We start from the raw sequence: 22680 nt of genomic DNA, 5'->3' as shown, positions 1-22680 counted from the left end.
TTACAGGCGGATCGCCGCCAGGCGTCGCATGACCTGGATGACGATGTCGTTCTCCATGTCGCGGTACAGGTCGGCTTCCTCGAACTGCTTGGCCAGGGCCGCGGTTTCGCTGTAGCTCAGGTCTTCCTCGCGCAGCAGCTCGGTCGGCGCGATCAGCTCGCGGCCGTCGGGCGTGTGGGCGCTGAAGTGCAGGCGCACGCGGATCTCGAACTCGCGCACCTGGGCGGCGGAGGTGGAAGCGACGACGCTCTTCTCGCGCTTGTCCTCGGTGACCTGCAGGATGACCTGCGCGGCCGCCGGCACGTCGACGATGCGCACGTCGGGTTCGAGCGCACGGCGCAGCGCCGCCGCCAGCGTCGACTTCGGCTTGAAGCCGACGAGCGCGATGCGCTCGAAGCTGGGCTTCTGCGGCCGGCGCAGCTGGAAGCCGCAACCGCCGAGCGCGAGCGCGCCCAGCGCGGCGATCGCGCCCAGCGCGCGGCGGCGGTCAGACGACGACATTGACGAGCCGGCCCGGCACGACGATGACCTTCTTGGCCGCCTTGCCTTCGCCGAACTTGGCGAACTCGGGCGAGGCCAGCGCCGCCGCCTCGATCGCCTTGCGGTCGGCGTCGGCGGGGATGCGCACGCTGCCGCGCGTCTTGCCGGCGATCTGCAGCACGAGCTCGATCTCCGAACGCTCGAGCGCGGCGTCGTCGACCTCGGGCCAGGGCGCGTCGATCAGCTCGCCCAGCGTGGCGGCGAAGCCGAGCTCGCCCCACAGCGCGTGCGTGATGTGCGGCGCCGCCGGGTACAGCGCGCGCAGCAGGATGCCGACGCCTTCGCGCAGCGTCGCGTCGTCGGCTGCGCCGGCGCCGTCTTCCAGCGCGTTCAGCAGCTTCATCGCGCCGGAGACGACGGTGTTGTATTGCAGCCGGTCGTAGTCGGCACCGATCTGCTTGAGCAGCGTGTGCACCTCGTAGCGCAGCGGGTTCGTGCCCTGCGGCGCGGCGCCGGCGGCGGCCACGCGCGGCGCGACCTTGACGCCGAAGCTCCAGAGCCGGCGCAGGAAGCGGAACACGCCTTCGGCGCCCGAGTCCGACCACGCGGCGCTCTGGTCCGGCGGGCCGGCGAACATCGTGAAGGTGCGCGCGGTGTCGGCGCCGAACCGGGCGATGATGTCGCGCGGCTCGACGACGTTGTTCTTGCTCTTGGACATCTTCTCGATGCCGCCGAGCTGCACCGGCTGGCCGTCGGCCTTGGCCACGGCGCCCACCGGCTGGCCACGCTCGTCGAACTTCACGTCGACTTCGCTCGGGTAGAACCAGCGCTTCTTGCCCGACGCGTCCTCGCGGTAGTAGGACTCGTTGAGCAGCATGCCCTGCGTGAACAGCCGCGTGAACGGCTCGCTGAAGCTCACCAGGCCGATGTCGCGCATCGCCTTGGTCCAGAAGCGCGCGTACAGCAGGTGCAGCACCGCGTGCTCGATGCCGCCGATGTACTGGTCCATCGGCATCCAGTACTCGTTGCGCGCGTCGACCATCGCGCCGTCGCTGTCCGGGCAGCAGTAGCGCATGTAGTACCAGGACGAGTCGACGAAGGTGTCCATCGTGTCCGTCTCGCGCCGGGCGGCGGCGCCGCACTTCGGGCAGGCGACGTTCAGGAAGGACTCGCACTTGTTCAGCGGGTTGCCGCTGCCGTCCGGCACCAGATCCTCGGGCAGCACGACCGGCAGGTCCTTCTCGGGCACCGGCACGTCGCCGCAGTGCGGGCAGTGGATGATCGGGATCGGCGTGCCCCAGTAGCGCTGGCGGCTGATGCCCCAGTCGCGCAGGCGCCAGGTGGTCTTCTTCTCGCCCAGGCCCTTGGCGGCCAGCGCGGCGGCGACGGCGTCGACGGCCTGCTTGTACGGCAGGCCGCTGTAGTTGCCGGAGTTGATCGTCACGCCGCGCGTCTTGTCGCCGTACCAGTCCTGCCAGCGCTCGTAGTCGTAGTGCTCGCCGTCGACGTGCACCACCTGGACGATGTTCAGGCCGTACTTCTTGGCGAAGGAGAAGTCACGCTCGTCGTGCGCCGGCACGCCCATCACCGCGCCGTCGCCGTAGCTCATCAGCACGTAGTTGCCGACCCAGACCGGCACCTGTTCGCCGGTCAGCGGGTGGGTGACGAAGAGGCCGGTCGGGCGGCCTTCCTTCTCCTTGAGCGCCAGTTCGGCCTCGGTCGTGCCGCCCTTCTTGCAGGTCTCGATGAACGCGGCCAGCTCGGGGTTGTCGCGCGCGGCGTGCTGCGCCAGCGGGTGCTCGGGCGCGACGGCGCAGAAGGTGACGCCCTTGATCGTGTCGGCGCGCGTCGTGAAGACGTACATGCGCCCGCCCTGGATCAGCTCGCCGTCGGCGCCGCGGATGTCGTGCGTGAAGGCGAAGCGCACGCCTTCGCTCTTGCCGATCCAGTGCTCCTGCATCAGGCGCACGCGCTCCGGCCAGCCTTCGAGGTAGTGGGCGCTGGTGCTGTCGTTGACGCCGGCGAGCAGCTCGTCGGCGTACTTCGTGATCGCCAGGTAGTAGCCGGGGATCTCGCGCTTCTCGACGATCGCGCCCGAGCGCCAGCCGCGGCCGTCGACGACCTGCTCGTTGGCCAGCACCGTCTGGTCGATCGGGTCCCAGTTGACGATCTGCGTCTTCTTGTAGGCGATGCCCTTCTCGAGCATCTTCAGGAAGAACCACTGGTTCCACTTGTAGTAGCCGGCGTCGCAGGTGGCGACCTCGCGGCTCCAGTCGAAGGCCAGGCCCAGCGGCTGCATCTGGCTCTTCATGTCGGCGATGTTGGCGCGCGTCCACTTCGCCGGCGCGACGCCGTTGTCGATGGCCGCGTTCTCCGCCGGCAGGCCGAAGGCGTCCCAGCCCATCGGCATCAGGACGTTCATGCCCTTCATGCGCAGGTAGCGCGCCATCATGTCGTTGATGGTGTAGTTGCGCACGTGCCCCATGTGCAGCTTGCCGCTGGGGTAGGGCAGCATCGAGCAGGCGTAGAACTTGGGCTTGCTCTGATCTTCGACGACCTTGAACGCGCCGGTGGCGTTCCAGTGCGCCTGGGCGGCGGTTTCGACTTCCGCGGGGACGTACTTTTCGTTCATCCCCCGGATTGTAGGGAGCTACCTGGGTGCGGCAGGCTCGGTGACGAAGCCGATGCGCGACAAGCCCGCACGTTGGGCGACGTCGATCAAGCCGGCGACCTGGCCGTAGGGCACGGCGCGGTCGGCGCGCAGCCGCACTTCGGTCTGCGGATCGCGTGCGCCGGCCTCGCGCAGCGCACGCTCGACTTCCTCGGCGCTGGCGCGCTGTTCACCCAGGTAGAGCTGGCCGTCGGCGTCGAGCGCGACGGCGACGAAACCCGGCGTGTCCGACGGCGTCGAGGCGCCGGCGGCCGGCAGGTCGAGCTTCAGGCTGGAGGCCAGCAGCGGCGCGGTGACGATGAAGATCACCAGCAGCACCAGCATGACGTCGATCAGCGGCGTCATGTTGATGTCGCTGATCGGCGGCGGCGGGCTCGATCGGTCCAGGCGTCCGAAAGCCATCGCCGCTGCTCTCAGTCCTGCGGTGCGTCCAGCACCATGCGGCGCAGGTCGTGGGCGAAACCTTCGAGCTCGGCCTCGCAGGCGGCGACCAGCTTGCCGAAGGTGTTGAAGGCCAGCACCGCGGGCACGGCGACGGCGATGCCGGCGGCGGTCATCACCAGCGCTTCGCCGACCGGGCCGGCGACCTTCTCGATCGTCAGCGTGCCGGCGTCGCCGATGCCGGTGAGCGCGTGGTGGATCGCCCAGACGGTGCCGAACAGGCCGACGAAGGGCGCGGTGCTGCCGATCGAAGCCAGGATGACCTGGCCGAACTGCAGGTGCGCGAGGCCGCGGTGCAGCGCGTCGCGCAAGCGGCGCGTGAGCCGCGCTTCGAGCGCGGCCGCGCCTTCGAGCGTGCCGCCGGCGGCCGGCGCGACGGCGGCGTCGACCAGCGGCAGCAGCACGCCTTCACGGTCCAGCGCCTGCACGCGGCTGCGGCCGTCGCCGATCGAGGCCGAGTCCCAGAAGGCCGGCACGGCGCGGCGGATGTCGGCGCCGGCGCGGCGCAGCAGCAGGCCCTTCCAGACGATCAGCAGCCAGGCCACGACCGACATCGTGAACAGCAGCAGCGCGACGATGCGGCCGACCGTGTCGGCCTCGCCCCAGAAGTGCTCCAGGCCCTGCATCGGCGGGCGCGCTCAGAGGCCCAGGACGTCGGCCATGCCGTACAGCCCGGGCCCGTGGGCGACGAGGAAACGCGCCGCGCGCACGCTGCCGGCGGCGTAGTTCGCGCGGCTGTTGCTGCGGTGGCTGATCTCGATGCGCTCGCCGGTGCCGGCGAACAGCACCGTGTGGTCGCCGACGATGTCGCCGCCGCGGATCGTCGCGAAGCCGATCGTGCCGGGCTTGCGCTCGCCGGTGTGGCCTTCGCGCGCGAAGACCGCGTGTTCGGACAGGTCCTGGCCGAGCGCACGCGCCACCGCTTCGCCCATCGCCAGCGCGGTGCCGCTCGGGGCGTCGACCTTGTGGCGGTGATGGGCTTCGACGATCTCGATGTCGTAGCCGTCGGCCAGCGCCTTGGCGGCGGTCTCCAGCAGCTTGAGCACGACGTTGACGCCGACGCTCATGTTCGGCGCGAAGACGACGCCGATCTGCTGCGCGGCGGCGGCGATCTCGGCCTTCTGCTGCGGCGTGAAGCCGGTGGTGCCGATGACCATGCGCACGCCGAGCTCGCGGCACAGCGCCAGGTGCGTCAGCGTGCCTTCGGGGCGGGTGAAGTCGATCAGCACGTCGGCGCCGGCCAGGCCGGTGCGCAGGTCGGCGGTGACGGCGACGCCGGTCGTGCGGCCGAGGAAGGCGCCGGCGTCCTGGCCCAGCGCGGGGCTGTCCGGGAGGTCGAGCGCGCCGCTCAGGCGGCAGTCGGGGCTGGCCAGCACCGCCTCGACGAGCATGCGGCCCATGCGCCCGGAGGCGCCGGCCACCGCGATCGAGACGACGCTCACGAGGCCTCCAGCGGCGGGTAGCTGCGCGCGGCCCCTTGCGGTTCGGCTTCGGGCGCGGCTTCCTCGCGCTTGGGCGGGCGCGGCAGCGCCAGGCGCTCGGACTCGGTCAGCTCGAGCTTGGGCACGACCGGCTTCTCGTCCTTCTGGCGCGTGATCGAGTCGACGAACTCGCGTTCGGTCGGCAGATCGTCCGGGGCCTCGACGCCGGTCATCGTGCCGCTGGCGTCGAAGCGCACGACGATGCTGCGGCGCTGCGGATCGGTGCCCGGGCGGCGGATCGTGAAGATGTAGTCCCAGCGCTGGGCGTGGAAGGCGTCGGTGACCAGCGGCGTGCCGAGCACGTTGCGCACCTGTTCGCGCGACATGCCGGTCTTCAGCGCCTGAAGCTGTTCGCGCGTGACGACGTTGCCCTGGACGATGTCGATGCGGTACGGCGTGATGAACCCGAGGAAGCTGGGACCGGACGACGGCGTCGACGAGCACGCGCCCAGCAACAGCGAGCCGGACAGCAGGGCCAGGATGCGAAGCATGAGGGGATTCCTGCGCGGCCGCAGAGAACGGCGCGATAGGCTGGCTATGATGGCCGGCATTCTAGCTGGCGACCGTGCAGCGCCGGCCCTCGAGGATTTCCGACATGTCCAACGCCGAAGAACTGAAGAGCAGCGGCCTGAAAGCCACGCTGCCGCGCATCAAGATCCTGGAGGTTTTCCAGAGCGCCGAGCGCCGCCACATGACGGCCGAGGACGTGTTCAAGGCGCTGCTGGCCGAAGGCGCCGACATCGGCCTGGCCACCGTCTACCGCGTGCTGATGCAGTTCGAGCAGGCGGGGCTGCTGTCGCGCAGCAACTTCGAGTCGGGCAAGTCGGTCTTCGAGCTCAACGAAGGCCAGCACCACGACCACCTGGTCTGCATGGACTGCGGCCGCGTCGAGGAGTTCTACGACCCGGAGATCGAGGTCCGCCAGCGCGCCATCGCCGCGCAGCGCGGCTTCGAGCTGCAGGACCACGCGCTGGCGCTGTACGCGCGCTGCACGCGCCCGGACTGCAAGCACCGCCACGGCAAGTAGAGGGCGCGCGCGGCCGGCGCGCGTTCTCAGTTCTGGCCGCGTTCCATCGCGCGCTGGTGGCGCTCGATGAACTCCTGATAGGTGTCGATGCCGCGCAGCTGCAGCACCGTGTTGCGCACCGCGGCCTCGACCAGCACCGCGAGGTTGCGCCCGGCGTCGACCGCGATCACCACCTTGCGCACCGGGATGCCGAGGATCTCCTCGTACAGCGGCTCGTAGGGCAGGCGCTCGAATTCGCGCTCCATCGTCTCCTTGCGCACCAGGTGCACGATGAGGCGCAGGCGCATCTTCCGCCGCACCGCGGTCTCGCCGAAGATGGCCTTGATGTCCAGCAGGCCGATGCCGCGCACCTCGAGCAGGTTCATCAGCAGCTCGGGGCAGCGGCCTTCGAGCGCGGTCTGCGAGGTGCGGTACAGGTCGACGGCGTCGTCGGCGACGAGGCCGTGGCCGCGCGAGATCAGCTCCAGCCCGAGTTCGCTCTTGCCCAGACCCGACTCGCCGGTCAGCAGCACGCCCAGGCCGAGGATGTCCATGAACACGCCGTGGCGCGTCGTGCGTTCGGCGAACAGGTGCGCGAGGTAGGCGCGCACGACGTCGATGACGTGGCCGGCGGACTCGCGCGTGATGAACAGCGGGATCTCGGCGCGGTCGCACATCGCCACCAGCCGGTCCGGCGGCACCTGCTCGTCGGCGACGATCAGCACCGGCGGCTCGAGCGTGACGATGCGCGCGATGCGCCGCTCCTGGTCCTCGGGCGCGCTGGCGACGAGATAGGCGATCTCGCGCCGGCCGACGATCTGCACCCGGTACGGATGGATGTAGTTCAGGTAGCCGACGAGGTCGGCCGCCGAGCGCGCGTCGCGCACCGCGCTGTCGTCGAAACGACGCTCCGGGTGCGCGTGGCCGGCGATCCACTCCCAGCGCAGCGCCGCGCGATGCGCCTCGAACAGCGCTTCGGCGCTGATCGATGTCGGCTTCATCGCACGCGCGCCGTCATGCGACGGACTTCAGCGGTTCCCAGTCGTGGATCAGCTTGTGCACCGCGGCCGCGTCGGCCTCGGTCTTGAGCTTCTCGCGCAGTTCGCGGTCGGACAGCATCTCGGCGATCTCGGAGAGGATCTCCAGGTGCCGCTGCGTCGCCGCCTCGGGCACGAGCAGGAAGATCAGCAGCGAGACCGGCTCGTCGTCCGGGGCGTCGAACGGGATCGGCTGCTGCACGCGCAGCACCGCCGCCAGCGGATTCTTCAGGCCCTTGATGCGGCCGTGCGGAATCGCCACGGCGTGGCCCAGGCCGGTGGAGCCCAGGCGTTCGCGCGCGAACAGGTTGTCGGTGACGAGACCACGTGCAATCGCGTGCTGGTTTTCGAACAGCAGCCCGGCCTGTTCGAAGACGCGCTTCTTGCTCGTCGCTTCGACGTTCACCAGCACGTTGCTGGCAGGCAGGATGGCGGCGAGTCGGTTCATGGGGCTCTTCCCCTCGCGGGCCGCGTTTCTGCTGCGCTGCTGCCGCGTCGTGTTGCTAGACGAAGGATGATAGCAATCGGGGTTCCAGCCGGCTCGAGAGCGGGCCACCCGATGCAGGGGAACCGCGAATTCTTGCGGCTACATGACAACAAGTGTTTGCGGCAGATGAATAACCCTGTGCGATCTCGCCGGGGTGGTGCATGAAAAACGGCCCCGAAGGGCCGTCGTCGATGCCGGGGCGCGACAGCCTCAGCCGGCGTTGGCGTCCAGCCGCTTGGCCGTGGCGTGATGGTGGTCCTGCACACGATCCTTGTGGCGCACGACCTGGCGGTCGAGCTTGTCCATCAGCTGATCGATCGCCGCGTACAGGTCTTCGTGCGACTGCTCGACGAAGATGTCGCGGCCCTTCACGCGCAGGGTCACTTCGGCTTTCTGGCGGCGTTCCTTTTCCTTCAGCTTCTCGACGGTGAGTAGCACCGTGACGTCCACGACCTGGTCGAAGTGTCGCGTGACGCGGTCCAGCTTGGTGAGCACGTACTCACGAAGGGCCGGCGTGACTTCGAGGTGGTGGCCGCTGATCGTCAGGTTCATTGATGCCTCCTAAGAGAGGGGGTGGGAACGCGCCGTGCCCGGGTGATGCAGAGGGCTCGGCTGGGTGAAAACGCGGGGTGGGGAAGCGGTGCCAGGAGGGGTGTGAAAGAGGGTCTTTTCGAGGGCCGTCCGGGCCAGTGTGCACCCGTTGCAGAACGATGACAAGCGGACTCCGGAGCGGTCGCGAGGCCGTTTCGAACGGCTGTTTCAGCACCGTTGACGGCGCGCAGAAACGCACGTTTCGGCACGCACGAAAGGGCCTTCGGCGAGGCATGATGTGCTGTTGCCCGGGCTCGCACGACCTGTCGCTCCGGCGCTCAGACCACCGTGTCGGCGAAGCCGCGTGCCGGCACCGCGATCGTGAAGCGGCTGCCGCCGCCCTCGGCGTTCTCGGCGTGGATGCTGCCGCCGTGGGCCTCGACGATCTTGCGGCAGATCGCCAGGCCCAGGCCGGTGCCGCCCGAGCCGTCCTTCGTCTTGCTCGACTGCACGAAGGCCTCGAAGATCTTCTCCAGTTCCGCCGGCGGAATGCCCGGGCCGTGGTCGCGCACCGTGACGACGATCTGGTTGCTGGCGTCGATGTCGCCGCGCAGCTCGATCGTCGCGCCGTCGGGCGAGAAACGCACCGCGTTGGCCAGCACGTTGCGCACCACCTGCTGGAAGCGCAGCGGGTCGACCTTGGCGACGAGCTGGCCCTCGCTGAGCACCAGGTCCAGGTGCAGCCGGCGGCGCGCCAGCAGCGGGTCGATCTCGCGCGCGACCTCGCGCACCAGCGGCCGCAGGTCGGTGCGCTCGAGGTGGAAGGTGCCGACCGTGCTCTCGATCTTCGAGACGTCCAGCAGGTCGTTGACCAGCGCCAGCATGCGCTGCCCGGCAGCGTGGATGTCGCCGAACATCGACGCCAGGCGCTCGTGGGCACGGCCGCGCACCATGCCCAGTTCGGAGAAGCCGATGATCGCCTGCAGCGGCGTGCGCAGCTCGTGGCTGATGTTGGCGATGAACTCCGACTTCGAGCGCGAGGCTTCCTCGGCGATGTCGCGCGCCTCGCGCATCGCGCGATCGGCTTCGCGGAACTCGGTGATGTCGGTCAGCGCGGCGAGCAGGCCGCGCGGGCGGCCGTCGGCGCCGATCACCGCGGCCTTGGTGACGGCCATCGTGCGCCGCGTGCCGTCGGCCTGCGAGACCTCCGACTCGTAGCTCAGCGAGCCGCCGTGCTCCAGCACCTCGCGGTTGTAGCGCTCGTGCACCGCGGCCTCGGCCAGCAGCAGGTAGTCGCGGGCGCGCTTGCCGACCAGCTCCTCGCGCGCCATGCCGGCCTGCTGCTCCCAGGCGCGGTTGACGGTGACGTAGCAGGCCTCGCGGTCCATCAGCGCGACCGGCAGCGGCATCGTGTCGAGCATCAGCGCCGACAGCGCGAGCTGCTCCTGCAGTTCGCGCTCGGCGGCGCAGCGTTCGGTGACGTCGACAGCGCTGCCGGCGTGGCCGACGACGCGGCCGCCTTCGATCAGCGGCGACAGCGCCAGGTCGAACAGGCGTCGCTCGCTGCCGGCGAAACTGATCTGCGCCGCGCGCGAGCCGGCGGCCTCGGGCGCCAGCAGCGCCGCCACGGCCTCGCGCGAGGCCGGCGCGACCAGGTCCAGCAGCCGCCGCCCGAGCAGCGACTCGCTGGGCTGGCCGGTCGCGGCCTGCCAGCGCGCGTTGACGAAGGTGAGCCGGCCTTCGTGGTCGGTGCGGAAGATCAGCTCCTGCACGCTCTTGACGATGACGCTCAGCTCGCGTTCGCGCAGCGCGACGGCGTGCTGCGCCGCGTCGCGCTGGCGTCGCGCCGCCTCGCGGGCGCGCACGCTGCGTTCGGCGACGAAGGTCATCGCGGCGATCACCGCGGCGGCCACCGCGCCGCCGGCGAGCAGCCAGGCCAGCATGCGGCGCCACACCGCCAGCCCCACCTCCAGGTCGCGCACAACGACGACCGTCAGCTCCGGACGCGAGGCCAGCGTGTGCGTCGCGACGACGACGCGGCGCCCGTTGTCGAACTCGACATCGCCGTCCGGACGGACGGTGATGCGGCCGCCGGCGCCGACGCCGGCCTCGGGCGTCGCGCTCAGCACCTCGCCGTCGCGGCGCACGAGCAGTGCGCTGGTGCCGGGGTCCTCGCGCGCGTGGCGCTGGAACTCGGCGAGCCTGGCCGTGTCCAGCAGCGCGACCAGGGTTCCCGGCCGGCCGTCGGCGCCGACGACGCTGCGCAGCACCGGCACGCTGTCGCGTCCGGGCAGCACCGGCGCCGCGTCGGCGAGATAGCTGCCGTAGTGCAGCTGGGCCTGTGCGCGCGCCAAGGTCCAGCGTGCGCTGTCCAGCCTGAGCCCGCGTGCGGCCGGCACGCTGGACGCGACGACGCTGCCGCGCTCGTCGACGAGCAGCATCGCCGCCACCAGCGGCTGGCCGGCGGCCATCTGCACGAACGCGTCGCCGAGTTCGGCCAGGCGCTCCGGCGGCGTGCGGTGGACCGCGGCGGCGCCCACGGCGAGCACGTTCGTCGCATCGTCGAGCGCGTGCGCCGCGTGTTCCTCGACCATGCGCGCCAGCAGTTCGGCGCGGTCCTGCTGCACGAGGCACGCTTCCTCGTACTCGTAGGCGGCGATGCCGCCGACCACCGCCGCCAGTAGCGCGACCAGTGTCGCGCCGCCCGCGAGGACGAGGCGGGCGGTCAGAGTGCGCTTGCGCCGGCGACGCGAATCGGCGGCCGTGCTCATGTCGGCAGCGCCTGGGGCGGCGTCGTGCCGTCGACGAGTTCGGCGAAGCTGGGCTTGCGCCGGTTGATCGCGTCGCGCAGCGCGACGAGGCGCGGCGCGTGGGCCAGGAAGGCCGAGGCGATCTCGGGATCGAAGGCGCGGCCGCTCTGCTCCCGCAGCATCTGCAGGGCCTGGGCGTCCGGGAAGGCCTTGCGGTAGCAGCGGTCCATCGTCAGCGCATCGAAGAAATCGACGACGGCGACGATACGCCCGGCCAGCGGAATGGCGCTGCCCTGCAGCCCCGACGGATAGCCGCTGCCGTCCCAGCGCTCGTGATGCGACAGCGCCACCTCGGCGGCCAGGCGGAACAGCGGGATGCGCGACTGGCCGAGGATCTCGGCGCCGATGCGTGCGTGCTCGTTCATCGTCGCGCGCTCGGCCTCGTCCAGCGCGCCGGGCTTCTGCAGCACCTTGTCGGGAATGCCGATCTTGCCGACGTCGTGCATCGGCGCGGCCTTGCGCAGCATCGCCGCCCAGCGCGGCGTGCGGCCCATCGCCAAGGCCAGGGCCTCGCAGAGGAAGCCCATGCGGATGATGTGCTCGCCGGTGTCGTTGTCGCGGTATTCGGCCGCCATCGCCAGGCGGAACAGCGCTTCGTGGTGCGCGCGCGTGACCTCCTGGTACATCTCGCCGAAGTCGCGCAGGAAACACTCCATCTGCGCGTGCGCGGCATCGTCGAAACGGTTGGGCGAGGCGGTTGCGTCCGCGCGGTCATCGCCGGCCGGCGGGGCGTGCATGGAAGGGAACTCCTCTGATCTGACGTGACGAATTATCAGCAATGTTGCTTTTATCAGTTTGGAGTCGCGTCCACGGAGGCCCGGAAATTCGGCAGAATTACTCAATGGCCGAAATCCCTATGTCAGAAGACGCACGCGACACCTTCAGCACGCTGGAGGTGGCTCGCTTGCTCGGCATGGCGGTGCGCTCGGTGCAGATGATGGTCGACCGCGGCGAGTTGGAAGCGTGGAAGACCCCGGGTGGACACCGTCGTATTTCGCGCGACTCGGTCGAGCGCTGGCGTGAAGGCCGCCGCTCGGGTCCGTCGCGCACCGCGACGGCGCCGCGTCCGGCGTCGACGGCCCGGCGCGTGCTGCTGATCGAAGACTCGGCGCACTACCAGAACCTCGTCTCGCTGCTGGTCAAGCAGCACCTGAGCGGCGTCGAGCTGCACGTTGCCGACGACGGCATCGCCGGCCTGGCGCTCGCCGGCCAGCTGCAGCCCGACGTGCTGATCGTCGACATCCTGCTGCCGGGCATCGACGGCGCGACGCTGATCACCAGCCTGCGCTCGCATCCGCAGTTCAGCCGCAGCCGCCTGATCGTCGTCACCTCGCTCGACGAAGCCGGCCGCGCGCCCTACGCCTTCGCGCTCGAAGGCGTGCCGGTCGTGCACAAGCCGCAGCTCGTGGCCCAGCTCCCGGGCCTGCTGAAGGCGGCGCTGGACACGACCGTCGAGGCCGCATGAGCCTTCAGGACTTGTCCGGGGCTCATTCCCGCTCGGCGGGACCTGTCGCAGGACACAGGGTGCGCCAGTGAGCACGGCACCCGCCGCCGACGTCAAGGCGTCGCCGCCGCGGGTGCTGCTGGTCGAGGACGACCCTTCCATCCGACGCTTCGTCCAGATCGCGCTGGAGGAGCTGCCGATCGATCTCGTCGAAGCCGCGACACTGGCCGAAGCGCGTGCCGCGCTGGCCGAAGGCGCGGTGCGGCTCGTCATCTGCGACCTGATGCTGCCCGACGGCAGCGGTGTCGACCTGCTGCACGAGCTGGCCGCCGCGCGCGGCGCCAGCAGCCGGCCGCGGCTGGTGGCCTTCAGCGCCGGGATCTCGGCCGAACGCCGCGAGCAGCTCGAAGGCCTGGGCGTCGACGAGGCGCTGGCCAAGCCGGTGCCGCTGGACCAGCTCGAAGCCTGCGCCCAGCGTGCGCTCGACGACGCCCCGGCGGCGTCGCCGTCGCCGGCGCCGGGCGCGGTCACGCAGTACTTCGCCGGCGACGCCGCGCTCTACCAGGCCTACCGCGCGAGCTGCCTGCCGCAGTTCCTGCGCGACGTGCGCCAGGGCGACGCGGCGCTGGCGGCCGGCGACCTGGGCGCGCTGCGCCGCCTGGCGCACAGCCTGAAGTCGGTGCTGCTGACGCTGGGCTACGGCAGCGACAGCGAGCGCGCCGCGGCACTCGACCGCGCCGCCGCCGCGGGCGACACGGCCGTCGCCCAGGCCGACTGGGCGACGCTGCGCGCGTCGCTGCTGGCCATCGTCGAAGCCGGTTAGGCGCCGCCGCTCAGCGCGCGCTGCCCGTCGCCTGCCAGCGCAGGAAGGCGTAGACGTCGCTGATCTCGGCCGCCTGCTGGGCGCGCGTGGCGCCGATGCCGTGGCCGCCGTCGAAGTCCAGACGCAGCAGCACCGGCTTGCCGCTGGCCGTGGCCTGGCGCAGCCGCGCCGCCATCTTCAGGCTCTGCCAGACCTCGACCCGGGCGTCGTTGATGCCGTGCGTCAGCAGCACCGCCGGGTAGCGCACGCCGTCGTGCACCTGGTGGTAGCTGCTCATCGCCAGCAGCGCGCGGAATCCGTCCTCGGTGGCGACGCTGCCGAACTCGGGAATGTTCGGCGGGCCGTTGGGCTCGAGTTCGGCGCGCACCATGTCCAGCGCGCCGACCGAGATCACCGCGGCGCCGAACAGGTCGGGGCGCTCGGTGATCGCGCGGCCGACGAGCACGCCGCCGGCGCTGCCGCCCCAGGCGCTGAGCCGCGCCGGCGTCGTGTAGCCCTGGGCGACGAGGTACTCGCCGGTGGCGATGAAGTCCTTCCAGCTGTTGGGCTTGGTCTCGCGCTTGCCGGCGCGGTACCAGTCCTCGCCGAAGGCGCCCGAGCCGCGCGGGTTGGCGACGGCGAAGACGCCGCCCTTCTCCAGCCAGGCCAGCCGCGTCGCCGAGTACCAGGGTTCGTCGGTCATGCCGTAGCTGGCGTAGCCCCAGAGCAGCGTCGGCGCGCGGCCATCGAGCTTCAGGTCGGCGCGGTGCACGATGGCCAGCGGCACCTTGGCGCCGTCGTGGCTGGGCACCAGCACCTCGCGCACGACGTAGCGGCCGGCGCCCGGGACACGCCCGGGGCGCAGCAGCTGGGTGTCGGTGACGGCGACCCTGCCGTCGGCGCCGGGCTTCACCGACCACAGCCGCTCGGGCTCGGTCCAGCCCTGCAGCGCCAGCGTCACGCCGGGCAGCCGCGGGTCGTAGCCTTCGATCTCGAAGGCGCCGCGCACCGGCAGCGTCACTTCCTCGAGCCGGCCGCCGTCGGTCAGCGCCAGGCGCAGCAGCGACGAGGCGCTGCCGTCGCGGCGGCGCAGGTACAGCGCGTCGGCGCCGCGCGCCAGACCGGTCAGCACGCCCTCGCCTTCGGGCACCAGCACGCGCGCCGTGTCCAGGCCGGCGGCGGTGACCGTGCTCTCCAGCAGGCGGTAGCGCGGGGCGTCGCGGTGGCTCAGCAGGAACAGGCGTTCGCCGACGGTCTGCAGCGCGGTGACCCCGGCTTCGCGGTCGAACAGCGGCTTCCAGCGCGCCGTGCCGGCGACGGCGTCGGCCAGCGGCGCGACCCAGGCGGCGATCTCGTGGTCGGTGCCGTGGCTGACCAGCGCCAGCGCCCAGCCGGTGCCAGGCACCGGCTGCACGGCAGGCGCGTCCTGGGCTTCGTCGATCACGACGCCGGGCGTCTCGAAGGACAGCGCCACCGGCGCCTTCTCGACGTCGCTGCCCAGGCGCACGAAGACGGCGCGCGAACCGGCGTACTTGGCTGCCGGCGGCGCGTCGGCCGCGCTCGGGCGCAGCCGGGTGAAGAAGAAGCCGCTCTCGTCGTCGAGCCAGGCGACGTTGCCGTACTGCGCGCGGCTCACCGGGCCGAGCACGCGCCGGCCGCTGGCGGCTTCGACGACGTAGAGCTCGGCGTCCTCGGAGCCGCCGGCCGACAGGCCGTAGGCGACGTAGCGTCCGCCGGGCGAGGCCTCGAAGTAGTCGATCGCGTGCGGCGTGCCGCGCGGCGCAGCGGCCAGCGGGTCGACCAGCAGCCGCTCGTGCGCGCCGTCGCGCACGTAGAGCCGGAACTGGTCGTCGCGCGCGCCGCGCTTCTCGTAGAACAGGCGTTCGCCGGGGCGGCGCTGCAGCGCGCCGAAGCGCGTGCCGGCGTCGGCCATCAGCTGCGCGACGCGGCGGGCCATCGCCGGCCGGCCGGGGATCGAGTCCAGCGTCTTCCGCGCCTCGCGTGCACGGGCCTTCATCCAGGCTGCGACCGCGGGGTCGCGCACGTTCTCGAGCTGGCGGTACGGGTCGTCGACCTGCACGCCATAGAAGCGGTCGGAAGTGGGCGCGGGGGCGCCGGCGTCGCGCGGCGCGGCGACGGCCGCGGCGGCCAGCAGCAGCGGCGCGGCGATGAAGGACAGGCGGATCACGACAGGCCTCGGGCGAGGAAAGAGGGTGCGCAGGATATCCCGGCCGCCGCGGGCTGGCCGGGCGTCGCTTTTGCGCGTCGCCGGCCGACAAAGCGTGATCGATTGCCGCACGCAAAAATGATAAATATGCAAAATGCGACTCAGGGACGAACGCCAACCATGCACTCCACGCTGACCGAGCTGCTCGAGAACCTGAAATCGGGGTTGCTGTGGGTCCATCGCGACGCGACGGTGCGCTATGCCAACAGCGACGCCTGTCTGCGCACCGGCCTCGCGCCGGGCCACAAGCTCTTCGATCCGGACATGGTCGCAGCCGTGTCCGCCGCGGTGACCCAGCAAACCGCCAGGAAGCTCGTCTCGGTCGGCGTGGCCAGTGCTCCCGGACTGCCCGCTCCCGAACTGCAGTGCCGGGTGATCCCGGGGCTCTCGCGCGAGGACGCCTTCGTGCTGATCGCCCCTGACGCGTCGGACGACGCCGGTTCGGCATTCGACAACCTGATGCAGGTGATCCGCACCGACCTGCGCGACCCGATGGCCGAGACGCGCAACGCGATCGCGCTGGCGCGCGAGCACGGCGGCGGGCCCGAGGTCGACGCCCTCGTCGACGGCGTGCACGAGCTCGTGCGCGTGCTCGACAAGCTCGTCGACCTGGCGCAGCTCTGGGGGAGCGGCGCGCTGTTCGCCAACGACCGCATCGAACTCTGGTCGCTGCTGCAGACCGTCTGGGCCGAGGTGGAACCGGTCGCGATGTCGCGCCAGATCAAGGTGCGCTTCCGTGCCCAGACCGACGCCGCCAGCCTGGCGACGCTGTACGGCAGCGAGCACTGGCTGCGCCGCGTCTTCCTCGAGTGCCTGGAGTCGGCGCTGCGCAGCTCGCCGGCCGGTGCTGTGCTCGACATCGAACACCGCCAAATGGGCCCGCGTGCGGTCATCGTCTTCCGCGACTGCGGCATGTTCGCGCCACGATACGCCGACGCCGTCGACCTGCCGCGCAGCCAGGTGGCCGGGCAGCGCGCGCCGGCCAAGCGCGACGCCCGCGACCAGATCGGTTTCAAGCTCTGCCAGCACATCGTCTCGCTGCACGGCGGCCAGCTGCGCGAGGAGGACGACGACGGCATGCGCAACTTCGTCATCGACCTGCCGACCGGCGCGCCGTTCCGCAACGACAACTCGCAGCTGGACATCGTCCAGGCGCAGCAATACGCCCGTGATCTGGCCGCGCTGATGGCGCGCGCCCGCAAGCGTTCCGCCGATTCGGCGCCGCGCTGATCCGCCCGCACCCGTTTCACCAGGAGCCGCCATGAAGCGCGTCCTCATCGTCGAAGACCAGGCCGACATCCGCAAGCTGATCCGCATGACGCTGGAGTTCGAGGCCTACGAGATCCACGAAGCCGCCGACGGCGCCTACGGCCTGCGGCTGGCGCAGGCGGTGCATCCGGATCTGGTGCTGCTCGACGTCATGATGCCCGGCGAGCTCGACGGCCTGCAGGTCTGCCAGCGCCTGAAGAGCGACCCGGTGACACGCCCGATTAAGATCGTGCTGCTCACCGCGCGCGGCCAGGCGCGCGACCGCGAGGCCGGCCAGGCCGCCGGCGCCGACGAGTACCTCGTCAAGCCCTTCAGCCCGCTGCAGCTGATCGACACCATCGAGCGCCTGCTGGAGACCGCCTGATGGCGGCGCGGCCGTGGCGCGTGCCCGGGTGGCCGCGGCGGCTGCGCCACCAGTTGCTGGCCCTGCTCGTCGTCAGCATGGTGCTGGCGATGGCCTTGCTGTTCCGCGTCTCGGCCTCGCGCCTGGACGACGTCGCCGTCGACACCGCGCAGCGCTGGGCGCAGTCCATCGCGCTCGGTGCCGCGGCGGCCGCCACGCCGGCGCTGGAAGCCGGTGACGCTGCCGAGCTGGATGCGCTGCTGCGCAGCTTCGCCGGCATGCCCGGCGTCGAGCGGCTGGAAGTCGTCGACGCCGGCGGCGTGCAGCTGCTGTCGCTGCGCCAGTCGGCCGAAGGCCTGGTCGGGCGCGAGACGCCCAGTGCGACGCCTGCGCGCGGCGTGCCGGCGCTGGCCGGGCGCACCGGTTTCGTCGGCGAGGGCGCGGTGCAGGTCTGGGCGCCGGCCGGCCCCGGCGGGCGGCTCGGCAGCTTCGGCCTCACCTATTCGCTGGATGCCGAGCGCAGCCGGCTCGGTGCGCTGTCCTACGAGGCGGTGCTGGCGATCGCGCTGGTCAGCCTGATGACCATCGTCGCGACCTACTGGTTCATCCAGCGCGCGCTGGCGCCGTTGCAGCGCCTGGTGCAGTTCTCGGCCGAGCTGGGCCGCAACGCCGGCGCGCAGATCCAGCCGCACGGCGGCAGCCGCGAGTTCCGCGAGCTGGCCGATGCGCTCAACGAGACCTCGACCCGGCTGCGCGACCAGATGGAAGCGATCGGCCGCGCCGAGTCGCGCAACGAGGCCATCCTGCAGGCCGTGCCCGACGTCATCCTCGGCCTGGATGCCGCCGGTCGCGTGCGCGTCGTCAACCCCGGCGTCAGCAGCATCTTCGGCCTGCAGCCCGAGGAGGCGCTGGGCCGCCCGGTGTCCGACCTGCTGCCCGGCCTGAGCTGTGAGGACGCCGAGCGGCGCACGCTGGCGGGGCTGTACATGCGCTCCAGCGGCACCTACGTCGCGCGCTTCGAGATCGAGGCCAGCCGCCGCGGCGGCACGCCGTTCCCGGCCGAGGTGTCGCTGTCGCGCACCGAGACCACCGACGGCCTGCGCTACGCCGCGGTCGTGCGCGACATGACCGAGCAGCGCATGACCTTCTCGATGCTCAACCTGTACAGCCGGGCGCTGGAGTGCACGACCAACGGCGTCATCATCTGCGACATGTCGTTGCCGGGTTTCCCGATCTTCTACGCCAACCCGGCGTTCGGCCGCATCACCGGCTACGCCAGCGACGAGAGCATCGGGCGCGGTTGTGGCTTCCTGCAGGGCGAGGACCGCGAGCAGCCGCAGCTCGCCGAGCTCAAGCAGGCCATCGAGCAGGGCCAGTCGACCCAGGTCGTGCTGCGCAACTACCGCAAGGACGGCACGCTGTTCTTCAACGAGCTGACGGTCTCGCCGGTGCCCAACGCCGAAGGCGCGCCGCAGCACTACGTCGGCGTGCTCAACGACGTCACCGAGCGCGAACGCGCGCGCATGGCGATCGCCGAGCGCAGCGCGCGGCTGAACGCGGTCTTCGACCTGTCGCCCGACGGCTTCGTCGTCTTCGACGCCGGCGACGAGGCCGAAGGCGGCCAGCTCGTCTACTGCAACCCGGCCTTCCTCGCGATGTCGGGCTGGGATGCGGCCAGCGCCGAAGCCGGCATCGGCGTCGACGAGTTCGACCGGCGTTTCCTCAAGCAGTGCGACCCGGCCACGCCTTACGCGCCGGTGTCGCTGGCGCTGGCCGCCGGCGACCGCACCGACGGCCCCGACCTGCTGCAGCTGGTGCGCCCCGAGCGCCGCGTGCTCGCGCGCATGGCGCGCCGCGCCGGGCCGGGCCACCACGAGACCATCCTGTTCTTCCGCGACATCACGCGCGAGACCGAGGTCGACCGCATGAAGAGCGAGTTCCTGACCACCGCCGCGCACGAGCTGCGCACGCCGATGGTCAGCGTCTTCGGCTTCACCGAGCTGCTGCTGCGCCGCCCGGTGTCCGAGGAGCGCCGGCGCGACATGCTGGAGACCATCCACCGCCAGGCCTCGCTGCTGATCAACATGGTCAACGAGCTGCTCGACCTGGCGCGCATCGAGGCCCGCCAGGGCAAGGACCTGAAGCGCGAACCCTGCCGCCTGGACAGCCTGGTCACCCAGGCCGTCGGGCCGATGCTGATCGAAGGCGCCGCGCACGAGTTGCAGATCGACGTCGCGCACCCGGACTGCGTGCTCGACGTCGACCCCGAGAAGACCAACCGCGCGCTGACCAACGTGCTGTCCAACGCGGTGAAGTATTCGCCCGAGGGCGGCTCGATCCTGGTCACGACGCAGTCCGGCGAGCTGCGCGGCGAGCCGGCGGTCGGCGTGCGGGTCACCGATCACGGCATCGGCATGTCGCCGGAACAGCTGGCGCGCATCTTCGAGCGTTTCTACCGCGCCGACCCTTCCGGCAGCATCCCGGGCACCGGGCTGGGCATGAGCCTGGTGAAGGAAATCGTCGAGCTGCAGGGCGGCCGCGTCGACATCGCCAGCACCCCCGGACGCGGCACGACGGTGACCCTCTGGCTGCCTCTGGCGAGGGACTCGCAGCGGCCCGCGCGTCACGCGGGTGCCACCGGTGCGGTGCAATAATCCCGGCTTCCCCGTTCACCGGGACCACCCCATGGAACAACCCCCTAGTCGTTGACCGTCCGCTCCGGCGTCGAAGCCTGGAGCGTGGCGGTCTACAACCCCCTCCAGACCATCGACCGGCCGCAGCGGCATCAGGACCGCGGCGGCGCGACGCCGAGAGATCGCGATGCTCAACGTCTTCACGCTGGCCAACGGCCGGCTGTTCCAGGAAGAGATCGACAACCCCGATGCGCTGGCCGGCCTGCAGCCGGTCTGGGTCGATCTCGAAGCGCCTACCGCCGAAGAGAAGGACTGGGTCCGCTCGCGTTTCGGCCTGTCGATTCCCGAGGACGTCGTCGACGAGGACCTGGAGGAATCGGCCCGTTTCTACGAGGAAGACAACGGCGAGTTGCACATCCGCTCGGACTTCCTGATCGACGGCGACACCGGCCCCGAACGCCAGGGCTCGCGCAACGTGCGCGTGGCCTTCATCCTCTACGAGAAGGTGCTGTTCTCGGTGCACGCCGAGGACCTGCCGGTGTTCCGCCTGTTGCGTCTGCGCGCACGCCGCATCCCGGCGCTGATCGAGGACGCCAAGGACGTGCTGCTCAAGCTCTACGACGCCGACGCCGAGTACTCGGCCGATGCGCTGGAAGGCGTCTACGACAACCTGGAGCGTGTCAGCGCGCGCGTGCTGACGCAGGACGTCGACGACCGCAGCGCCGGCGAGGCGCTGGCAGCGATCGCGCGCGAGGAAGACCTGAACGGCCGCATCCGCCGCAACATGATGGACACGCGGCGCGCGCTTAGCTTCCTGATGCGCAGCCGCATGTTGAACGCCGAGCAGTTCGAGGAGGCGCGCCAGATCCTGCGCGACATCGACTCGCTGGACTCGCACACCGCGTTCCTGTTCGACAAGATCAACTTCCTGATGGACGCCACCGTCGGCTTCATCAACATCAACCAGAACAAGATCATCAAGATCTTCTCGGTCGCCTCGGTCGGGCTGCTGCCGCCGACGCTGATCGCGAGCATCTACGGCATGAACTTCCGCTCGATGCCCGAGCTCGACTGGACCTACGGCTACCCGTTCGCGATCGCGCTGATGGTCGCTTCGGTGGCCGCGCCCTTTCTTTACTTCCGCCGAAAAGGCTGGTTGCGTTAGTTCCTGCCCAGCAATTGCGGCGCCGGGCCAAGCCGGCGACGATGCGCCGGCCTCCGCGCATCGTGTAGGCTCTGGCCGCGACTGCCCGTCACGGTCGCCTCGACACGATTCGGACGCAGGACCCATGAATCGACTCTTGCCCCTGACCGCGAGCGCCCGCCTGCGACGCGCCGCCGCGGTCGCCGTGCTGACGGCGCTGGCGTTTGCCGGCCCGGCCCAGGCCCAGTTCGCCACCGTGCCCGCCCCCGAGCTGGGCACGCCGCCGCCGGCGTCGGCCGCCGAGCACGAGAAGCAGTACCGCGTGGAGGCCGCGCGCCACCTCTATTCCGCCTATCCGGCGCGCATCTACAAGGGCCGCCTGCCGCCGCTGCTGTATTCGGTGATGGTCGTCGAGACCGAGATCGACGCGATGGGCCAGGTCGCCAACGTGCACGTCGTGCGCAAGCCGGCGGCCGACGAGGTCGCGCCCTGGGTCGTCGCGATGATCAAACGCGCCGCGCCCTACCCGGCGCCGGCGCGGCTGGGCTTCGCGCGGTTCACCGAGATCTGGCTCGTCGACAAGAGCGGGCGCTTCCAGGTGGATGCGCTGACCGAAGGACAACGCTAGACGCGGGCGGCTTCGGTCAGCTCGACGCGCGGCGCTTGAGCCAGCGCATCGCGGCGCCGACGGCGGGCAGCTTCTCGTAGAGCTCCTCGGCGGCGTCCCAGTAGTCGCGGTGCAGCGCGACGCGGCCGTCGGCGGCGAAGCGCACGTGGGTCGCGCCGCGGATCGTCTGCTCGCCGCGCACGAAGCGCTTCATGCGGTAGTGCATGTCCCAGGTCAGGAAACACTGCTCGCCGGCGGCCACCGCTTCGTGCACGACGAAACGCGGCGCTTCCAGCGTGCGGAACATGTGCTCGAAGATCGCCGCGATCGCGGGAGCGCCGCGGACCTCGTTGAACGGGTCCTTGAAGACGGCATCAGGTGCGTAGACCTCGCCCAGCCGCGCCAGGTCGGCCGGCGACAGCGTCTCGAAGGCCTGCACCAGGCGCTGCACGCGCGGGTCGGGGTGTGCGGTCTTCATCGTCACAGGCCGGTGGAACGCCGCACCGCGGCGAAGTACGGGCCGTAGCCGATGTGGCGCAGCGCCTTCAGCCACAGCGTGAAGCGGCGCGGGAAGTGGATCTCGAAGTCGCCGCGCGCCCAGCCGCGCAGCATGGCTTCGGCGGCTTCTTCGGGCGTCAGCAGCGCCGGCATGCGGAAACCGTTCTGCGCCGTCAGCGGCGTGTCGACGAACCCCGGGTTGACGATCGACACGCCGACGCCGGCCGGGTGCAGGTCCAGGTACAGCGTCTCGGCGAGGTTGATCAGCGCCGCCTTCGTCGGCCCGTAGGCCAGCGACTGCGGCAGGCCACGGTAGCCGGCGACGCTGCCGACCAGGCTCAGGTGCGCGCCCTGGCCGGCGGCGGCGCGCGCGCGCATTGCCGGCAGCAGCGCGTCCAGCCAGTGCAGCGCGCCGGCGTAGTTGACCTGCACGTGCTGCAGCGCGACGTCGAGGTCGAAGGCCGTGGCGCGCATCGGCGTGTAGGTGCCGGCGCAGTACAGCGCGAGGTCGGGCGTGCCGCTTTGTGTGAACACCTGCTTGGCCGCGGCCTGCACCGCGGCGCGGTCGGTCACGTTCAGCGGCAGCGCGACGCTGCCCGGATGCGCGGCGACGAAACGTGCCAGCGCTTCGGCGTCGCGCGCCGAGACGGTGACGCGGGCACCCAGCGCATGCAGCCGCGAGGCGGTCGCGCGGCCGATGCCGGTGGAGGCGCCGACGAGCCAGGCGCTGCGGCCCTTCCAGTCGGCCAGCGGGGGGTTCAGGGCCATT

22 protein-coding genes are annotated in these 22680 nt (G+C 71.1%); 8 read left to right on the top strand and 14 right to left on the bottom strand.

Annotation, left to right across the window (positions count from 1 at the left end; genetic code table 11):
- From RGE_RS22075 to RGE_RS22050, 6 genes are read right to left on the bottom strand one after another with little or no spacing between them, the layout of a single operon-like run.
- Entirely contained in the window at positions 1-501 is a 501-nt protein-coding gene (locus tag RGE_RS22075; protein ID WP_014430701.1) for an LPS-assembly lipoprotein LptE, read from the bottom strand.
- Positions 488-3112: a leucine--tRNA ligase gene (leuS, locus tag RGE_RS22070; RefSeq protein ID WP_014430700.1), complete on the bottom strand. Its 2625-nt coding sequence runs from the start codon at positions 3110-3112 to the stop codon at positions 488-490. The genes RGE_RS22075 and leuS overlap by 14 nt, the downstream gene beginning before the upstream one ends.
- Positions 3113-3130: 18 nt before the next feature.
- Positions 3131-3553 (bottom strand): ExbD/TolR family protein, encoded by a 423-nt coding sequence (locus tag RGE_RS22065; RefSeq protein ID WP_014430699.1) that lies wholly within the window; start codon positions 3551-3553, stop codon positions 3131-3133.
- 11 nt (positions 3554-3564) lie between these two features.
- The gene (locus tag RGE_RS22060) at positions 3565-4218 is read right to left on the bottom strand and encodes a MotA/TolQ/ExbB proton channel family protein (RefSeq protein WP_014430698.1); all 654 of its coding nucleotides are present in this window, start codon (positions 4216-4218) and stop codon (positions 3565-3567) included.
- Positions 4219-4230: 12 nt separating this feature from the next.
- Positions 4231-5034 (bottom strand): 4-hydroxy-tetrahydrodipicolinate reductase, encoded by an 804-nt coding sequence (dapB, locus tag RGE_RS22055; RefSeq protein ID WP_014430697.1) that lies wholly within the window; start codon positions 5032-5034, stop codon positions 4231-4233.
- Positions 5031-5564, bottom strand: coding sequence for an outer membrane protein assembly factor BamE (locus tag RGE_RS22050; RefSeq protein WP_014430696.1), 534 nt, complete (start codon positions 5562-5564; stop codon positions 5031-5033). Before RGE_RS22050 ends, dapB begins: the two co-directional genes overlap by 4 nt.
- Positions 5565-5668: 104 nt before the next feature.
- Between RGE_RS22050 and fur the strand changes: the two genes are divergently transcribed.
- Positions 5669-6100 (top strand): ferric iron uptake transcriptional regulator, encoded by a 432-nt coding sequence (gene fur, locus RGE_RS22045; protein WP_014430695.1) that lies wholly within the window; start codon positions 5669-5671, stop codon positions 6098-6100.
- Positions 6101-6126: 26 nt separating this feature from the next.
- Here the strand turns inward: fur and hprK are convergent, their stop codons facing one another.
- From hprK to RGE_RS22020, 5 genes are all read right to left on the bottom strand, one after another.
- Positions 6127-7080: an HPr(Ser) kinase/phosphatase gene (gene hprK, locus RGE_RS22040; RefSeq protein WP_014430694.1), complete on the bottom strand. Its 954-nt coding sequence runs from the start codon at positions 7078-7080 to the stop codon at positions 6127-6129.
- Between the two features lie 13 nt (positions 7081-7093).
- A complete protein-coding gene (locus RGE_RS22035) occupies positions 7094-7564 on the bottom strand; it encodes a PTS sugar transporter subunit IIA (protein ID WP_014430693.1) in 471 nt (156 codons plus the stop codon).
- Between the two features lie 249 nt (positions 7565-7813).
- Positions 7814-8155 (bottom strand): ribosome hibernation-promoting factor, HPF/YfiA family, encoded by a 342-nt coding sequence (gene hpf / locus RGE_RS22030; protein ID WP_014430692.1) that lies wholly within the window; start codon positions 8153-8155, stop codon positions 7814-7816.
- 317 nt (positions 8156-8472) lie between these two features.
- The gene (locus RGE_RS22025; RefSeq protein ID WP_014430691.1) at positions 8473-10905 is read right to left on the bottom strand and encodes a sensor histidine kinase; all 2433 of its coding nucleotides are present in this window, start codon (positions 10903-10905) and stop codon (positions 8473-8475) included.
- A complete protein-coding gene (locus RGE_RS22020) occupies positions 10902-11681 on the bottom strand; it encodes an HD-GYP domain-containing protein (RefSeq protein ID WP_014430690.1) in 780 nt (259 codons plus the stop codon). The genes RGE_RS22025 and RGE_RS22020 overlap by 4 nt, the downstream gene beginning before the upstream one ends.
- A 104-nt stretch (positions 11682-11785) precedes the next feature.
- On the opposite strand from RGE_RS22020, the gene RGE_RS22015 reads away from it, so the two are divergent.
- The gene (locus RGE_RS22015) at positions 11786-12409 is read left to right on the top strand and encodes a response regulator (RefSeq protein ID WP_231384597.1); all 624 of its coding nucleotides are present in this window, start codon (positions 11786-11788) and stop codon (positions 12407-12409) included.
- 67 nt (positions 12410-12476) lie between these two features.
- A complete protein-coding gene (locus RGE_RS22010) occupies positions 12477-13211 on the top strand; it encodes a response regulator (RefSeq protein ID WP_014430688.1) in 735 nt (244 codons plus the stop codon).
- 10 nt (positions 13212-13221) lie between these two features.
- On the opposite strand, the gene RGE_RS22005 is transcribed toward RGE_RS22010, so the two are convergent.
- Positions 13222-15378 (bottom strand): prolyl oligopeptidase family serine peptidase, encoded by a 2157-nt coding sequence (locus RGE_RS22005; RefSeq protein WP_014430687.1) that lies wholly within the window; start codon positions 15376-15378, stop codon positions 13222-13224.
- 159 nt (positions 15379-15537) lie between these two features.
- Here RGE_RS22005 and RGE_RS22000 point away from each other — a divergent pair, with 159 nt between their 5' ends.
- The 5 genes from RGE_RS22000 (at position 15538) to RGE_RS21980 (ending at position 21434) form a co-directional block, all read left to right on the top strand.
- Positions 15538-16647, top strand: a complete 1110-nt coding sequence (locus tag RGE_RS22000) for a sensor histidine kinase (RefSeq protein ID WP_014430686.1) — start codon at positions 15538-15540, stop codon at positions 16645-16647.
- Positions 16648-16678: 31 nt separating this feature from the next.
- A complete protein-coding gene (locus tag RGE_RS21995; protein ID WP_014430685.1) occupies positions 16679-17050 on the top strand; it encodes a response regulator transcription factor in 372 nt (123 codons plus the stop codon).
- On the top strand, positions 17050-19683 hold the full coding sequence (locus RGE_RS21990) for a PAS domain S-box protein (RefSeq protein WP_014430684.1): 2634 nt from the start codon (positions 17050-17052) through the stop codon (positions 19681-19683). Before RGE_RS21995 ends, RGE_RS21990 begins: the two co-directional genes overlap by 1 nt.
- A 166-nt stretch (positions 19684-19849) precedes the next feature.
- Positions 19850-20827, top strand: coding sequence for a magnesium/cobalt transporter CorA (gene corA, locus RGE_RS21985; protein ID WP_014430683.1), 978 nt, complete (start codon positions 19850-19852; stop codon positions 20825-20827).
- Positions 20828-20963: 136 nt separating this feature from the next.
- The gene (locus RGE_RS21980; protein WP_198408834.1) at positions 20964-21434 is read left to right on the top strand and encodes a hypothetical protein; all 471 of its coding nucleotides are present in this window, start codon (positions 20964-20966) and stop codon (positions 21432-21434) included.
- 16 nt (positions 21435-21450) lie between these two features.
- Here the strand turns inward: RGE_RS21980 and RGE_RS21975 are convergent, their stop codons facing one another.
- Both RGE_RS21975 and RGE_RS21970 read right to left on the bottom strand, forming a co-directional pair.
- The gene (locus RGE_RS21975; RefSeq protein ID WP_014430681.1) at positions 21451-21897 is read right to left on the bottom strand and encodes a nuclear transport factor 2 family protein; all 447 of its coding nucleotides are present in this window, start codon (positions 21895-21897) and stop codon (positions 21451-21453) included.
- The gene (locus RGE_RS21970) at positions 21894-22679 is read right to left on the bottom strand and encodes an SDR family NAD(P)-dependent oxidoreductase (RefSeq protein WP_014430680.1); all 786 of its coding nucleotides are present in this window, start codon (positions 22677-22679) and stop codon (positions 21894-21896) included. The genes RGE_RS21975 and RGE_RS21970 overlap by 4 nt, the downstream gene beginning before the upstream one ends.
- Between the last annotated feature and the right edge of the window lies 1 nt (position 22680).

The organism is Rubrivivax gelatinosus IL144 (assembly GCF_000284255.1).
GTDB classification, from domain to species: Bacteria; Pseudomonadota; Gammaproteobacteria; order Burkholderiales; family Burkholderiaceae_C; genus Rubrivivax; species Rubrivivax gelatinosus_A.
This window is presented reverse-complemented; position numbering and strand designations above follow the sequence as displayed.

What these genes read in the sequence shown, in the direction of transcription:
- RGE_RS22035 (WP_014430693.1), bottom strand. Translation starts at nt 7,564, where the DNA reads ATGAACCGACTCGCCGCCATCCTGCCTGCCAGCAACGTGCTGGTGAAC.
- RGE_RS21995 (WP_014430685.1), top strand. Translation starts at nt 16,679, where the DNA reads ATGAAGCGCGTCCTCATCGTCGAAGACCAGGCCGACATCCGCAAGCTG.
- RGE_RS22075 (WP_014430701.1), bottom strand. Translation starts at nt 501, where the DNA reads ATGTCGTCGTCTGACCGCCGCCGCGCGCTGGGCGCGATCGCCGCGCTG.
- RGE_RS22065 (WP_014430699.1), bottom strand. Translation starts at nt 3,553, where the DNA reads ATGGCTTTCGGACGCCTGGACCGATCGAGCCCGCCGCCGCCGATCAGC.
- RGE_RS22000 (WP_014430686.1), top strand. Translation starts at nt 15,538, where the DNA reads ATGCACTCCACGCTGACCGAGCTGCTCGAGAACCTGAAATCGGGGTTG.
- hpf (WP_014430692.1), bottom strand. Translation starts at nt 8,155, where the DNA reads ATGAACCTGACGATCAGCGGCCACCACCTCGAAGTCACGCCGGCCCTT.
- leuS (WP_014430700.1), bottom strand. Translation starts at nt 3,112, where the DNA reads ATGAACGAAAAGTACGTCCCCGCGGAAGTCGAAACCGCCGCCCAGGCG.
- fur (WP_014430695.1), top strand. Translation starts at nt 5,669, where the DNA reads ATGTCCAACGCCGAAGAACTGAAGAGCAGCGGCCTGAAAGCCACGCTG.
- RGE_RS22060 (WP_014430698.1), bottom strand. Translation starts at nt 4,218, where the DNA reads ATGCAGGGCCTGGAGCACTTCTGGGGCGAGGCCGACACGGTCGGCCGC.
- RGE_RS22050 (WP_014430696.1), bottom strand. Translation starts at nt 5,564, where the DNA reads ATGCTTCGCATCCTGGCCCTGCTGTCCGGCTCGCTGTTGCTGGGCGCG.
- RGE_RS22015 (WP_231384597.1), top strand. Translation starts at nt 11,786, where the DNA reads ATGGCCGAAATCCCTATGTCAGAAGACGCACGCGACACCTTCAGCACG.
- RGE_RS21990 (WP_014430684.1), top strand. Translation starts at nt 17,050, where the DNA reads ATGGCGGCGCGGCCGTGGCGCGTGCCCGGGTGGCCGCGGCGGCTGCGC.
- RGE_RS22020 (WP_014430690.1), bottom strand. Translation starts at nt 11,681, where the DNA reads ATGCACGCCCCGCCGGCCGGCGATGACCGCGCGGACGCAACCGCCTCG.
- corA (WP_014430683.1), top strand. Translation starts at nt 19,850, where the DNA reads ATGCTCAACGTCTTCACGCTGGCCAACGGCCGGCTGTTCCAGGAAGAG.
- hprK (WP_014430694.1), bottom strand. Translation starts at nt 7,080, where the DNA reads ATGAAGCCGACATCGATCAGCGCCGAAGCGCTGTTCGAGGCGCATCGC.
- RGE_RS22025 (WP_014430691.1), bottom strand. Translation starts at nt 10,905, where the DNA reads ATGAGCACGGCCGCCGATTCGCGTCGCCGGCGCAAGCGCACTCTGACC.
- RGE_RS21970 (WP_014430680.1), bottom strand. Translation starts at nt 22,679, where the DNA reads ATGGCCCTGAACCCCCCGCTGGCCGACTGGAAGGGCCGCAGCGCCTGG.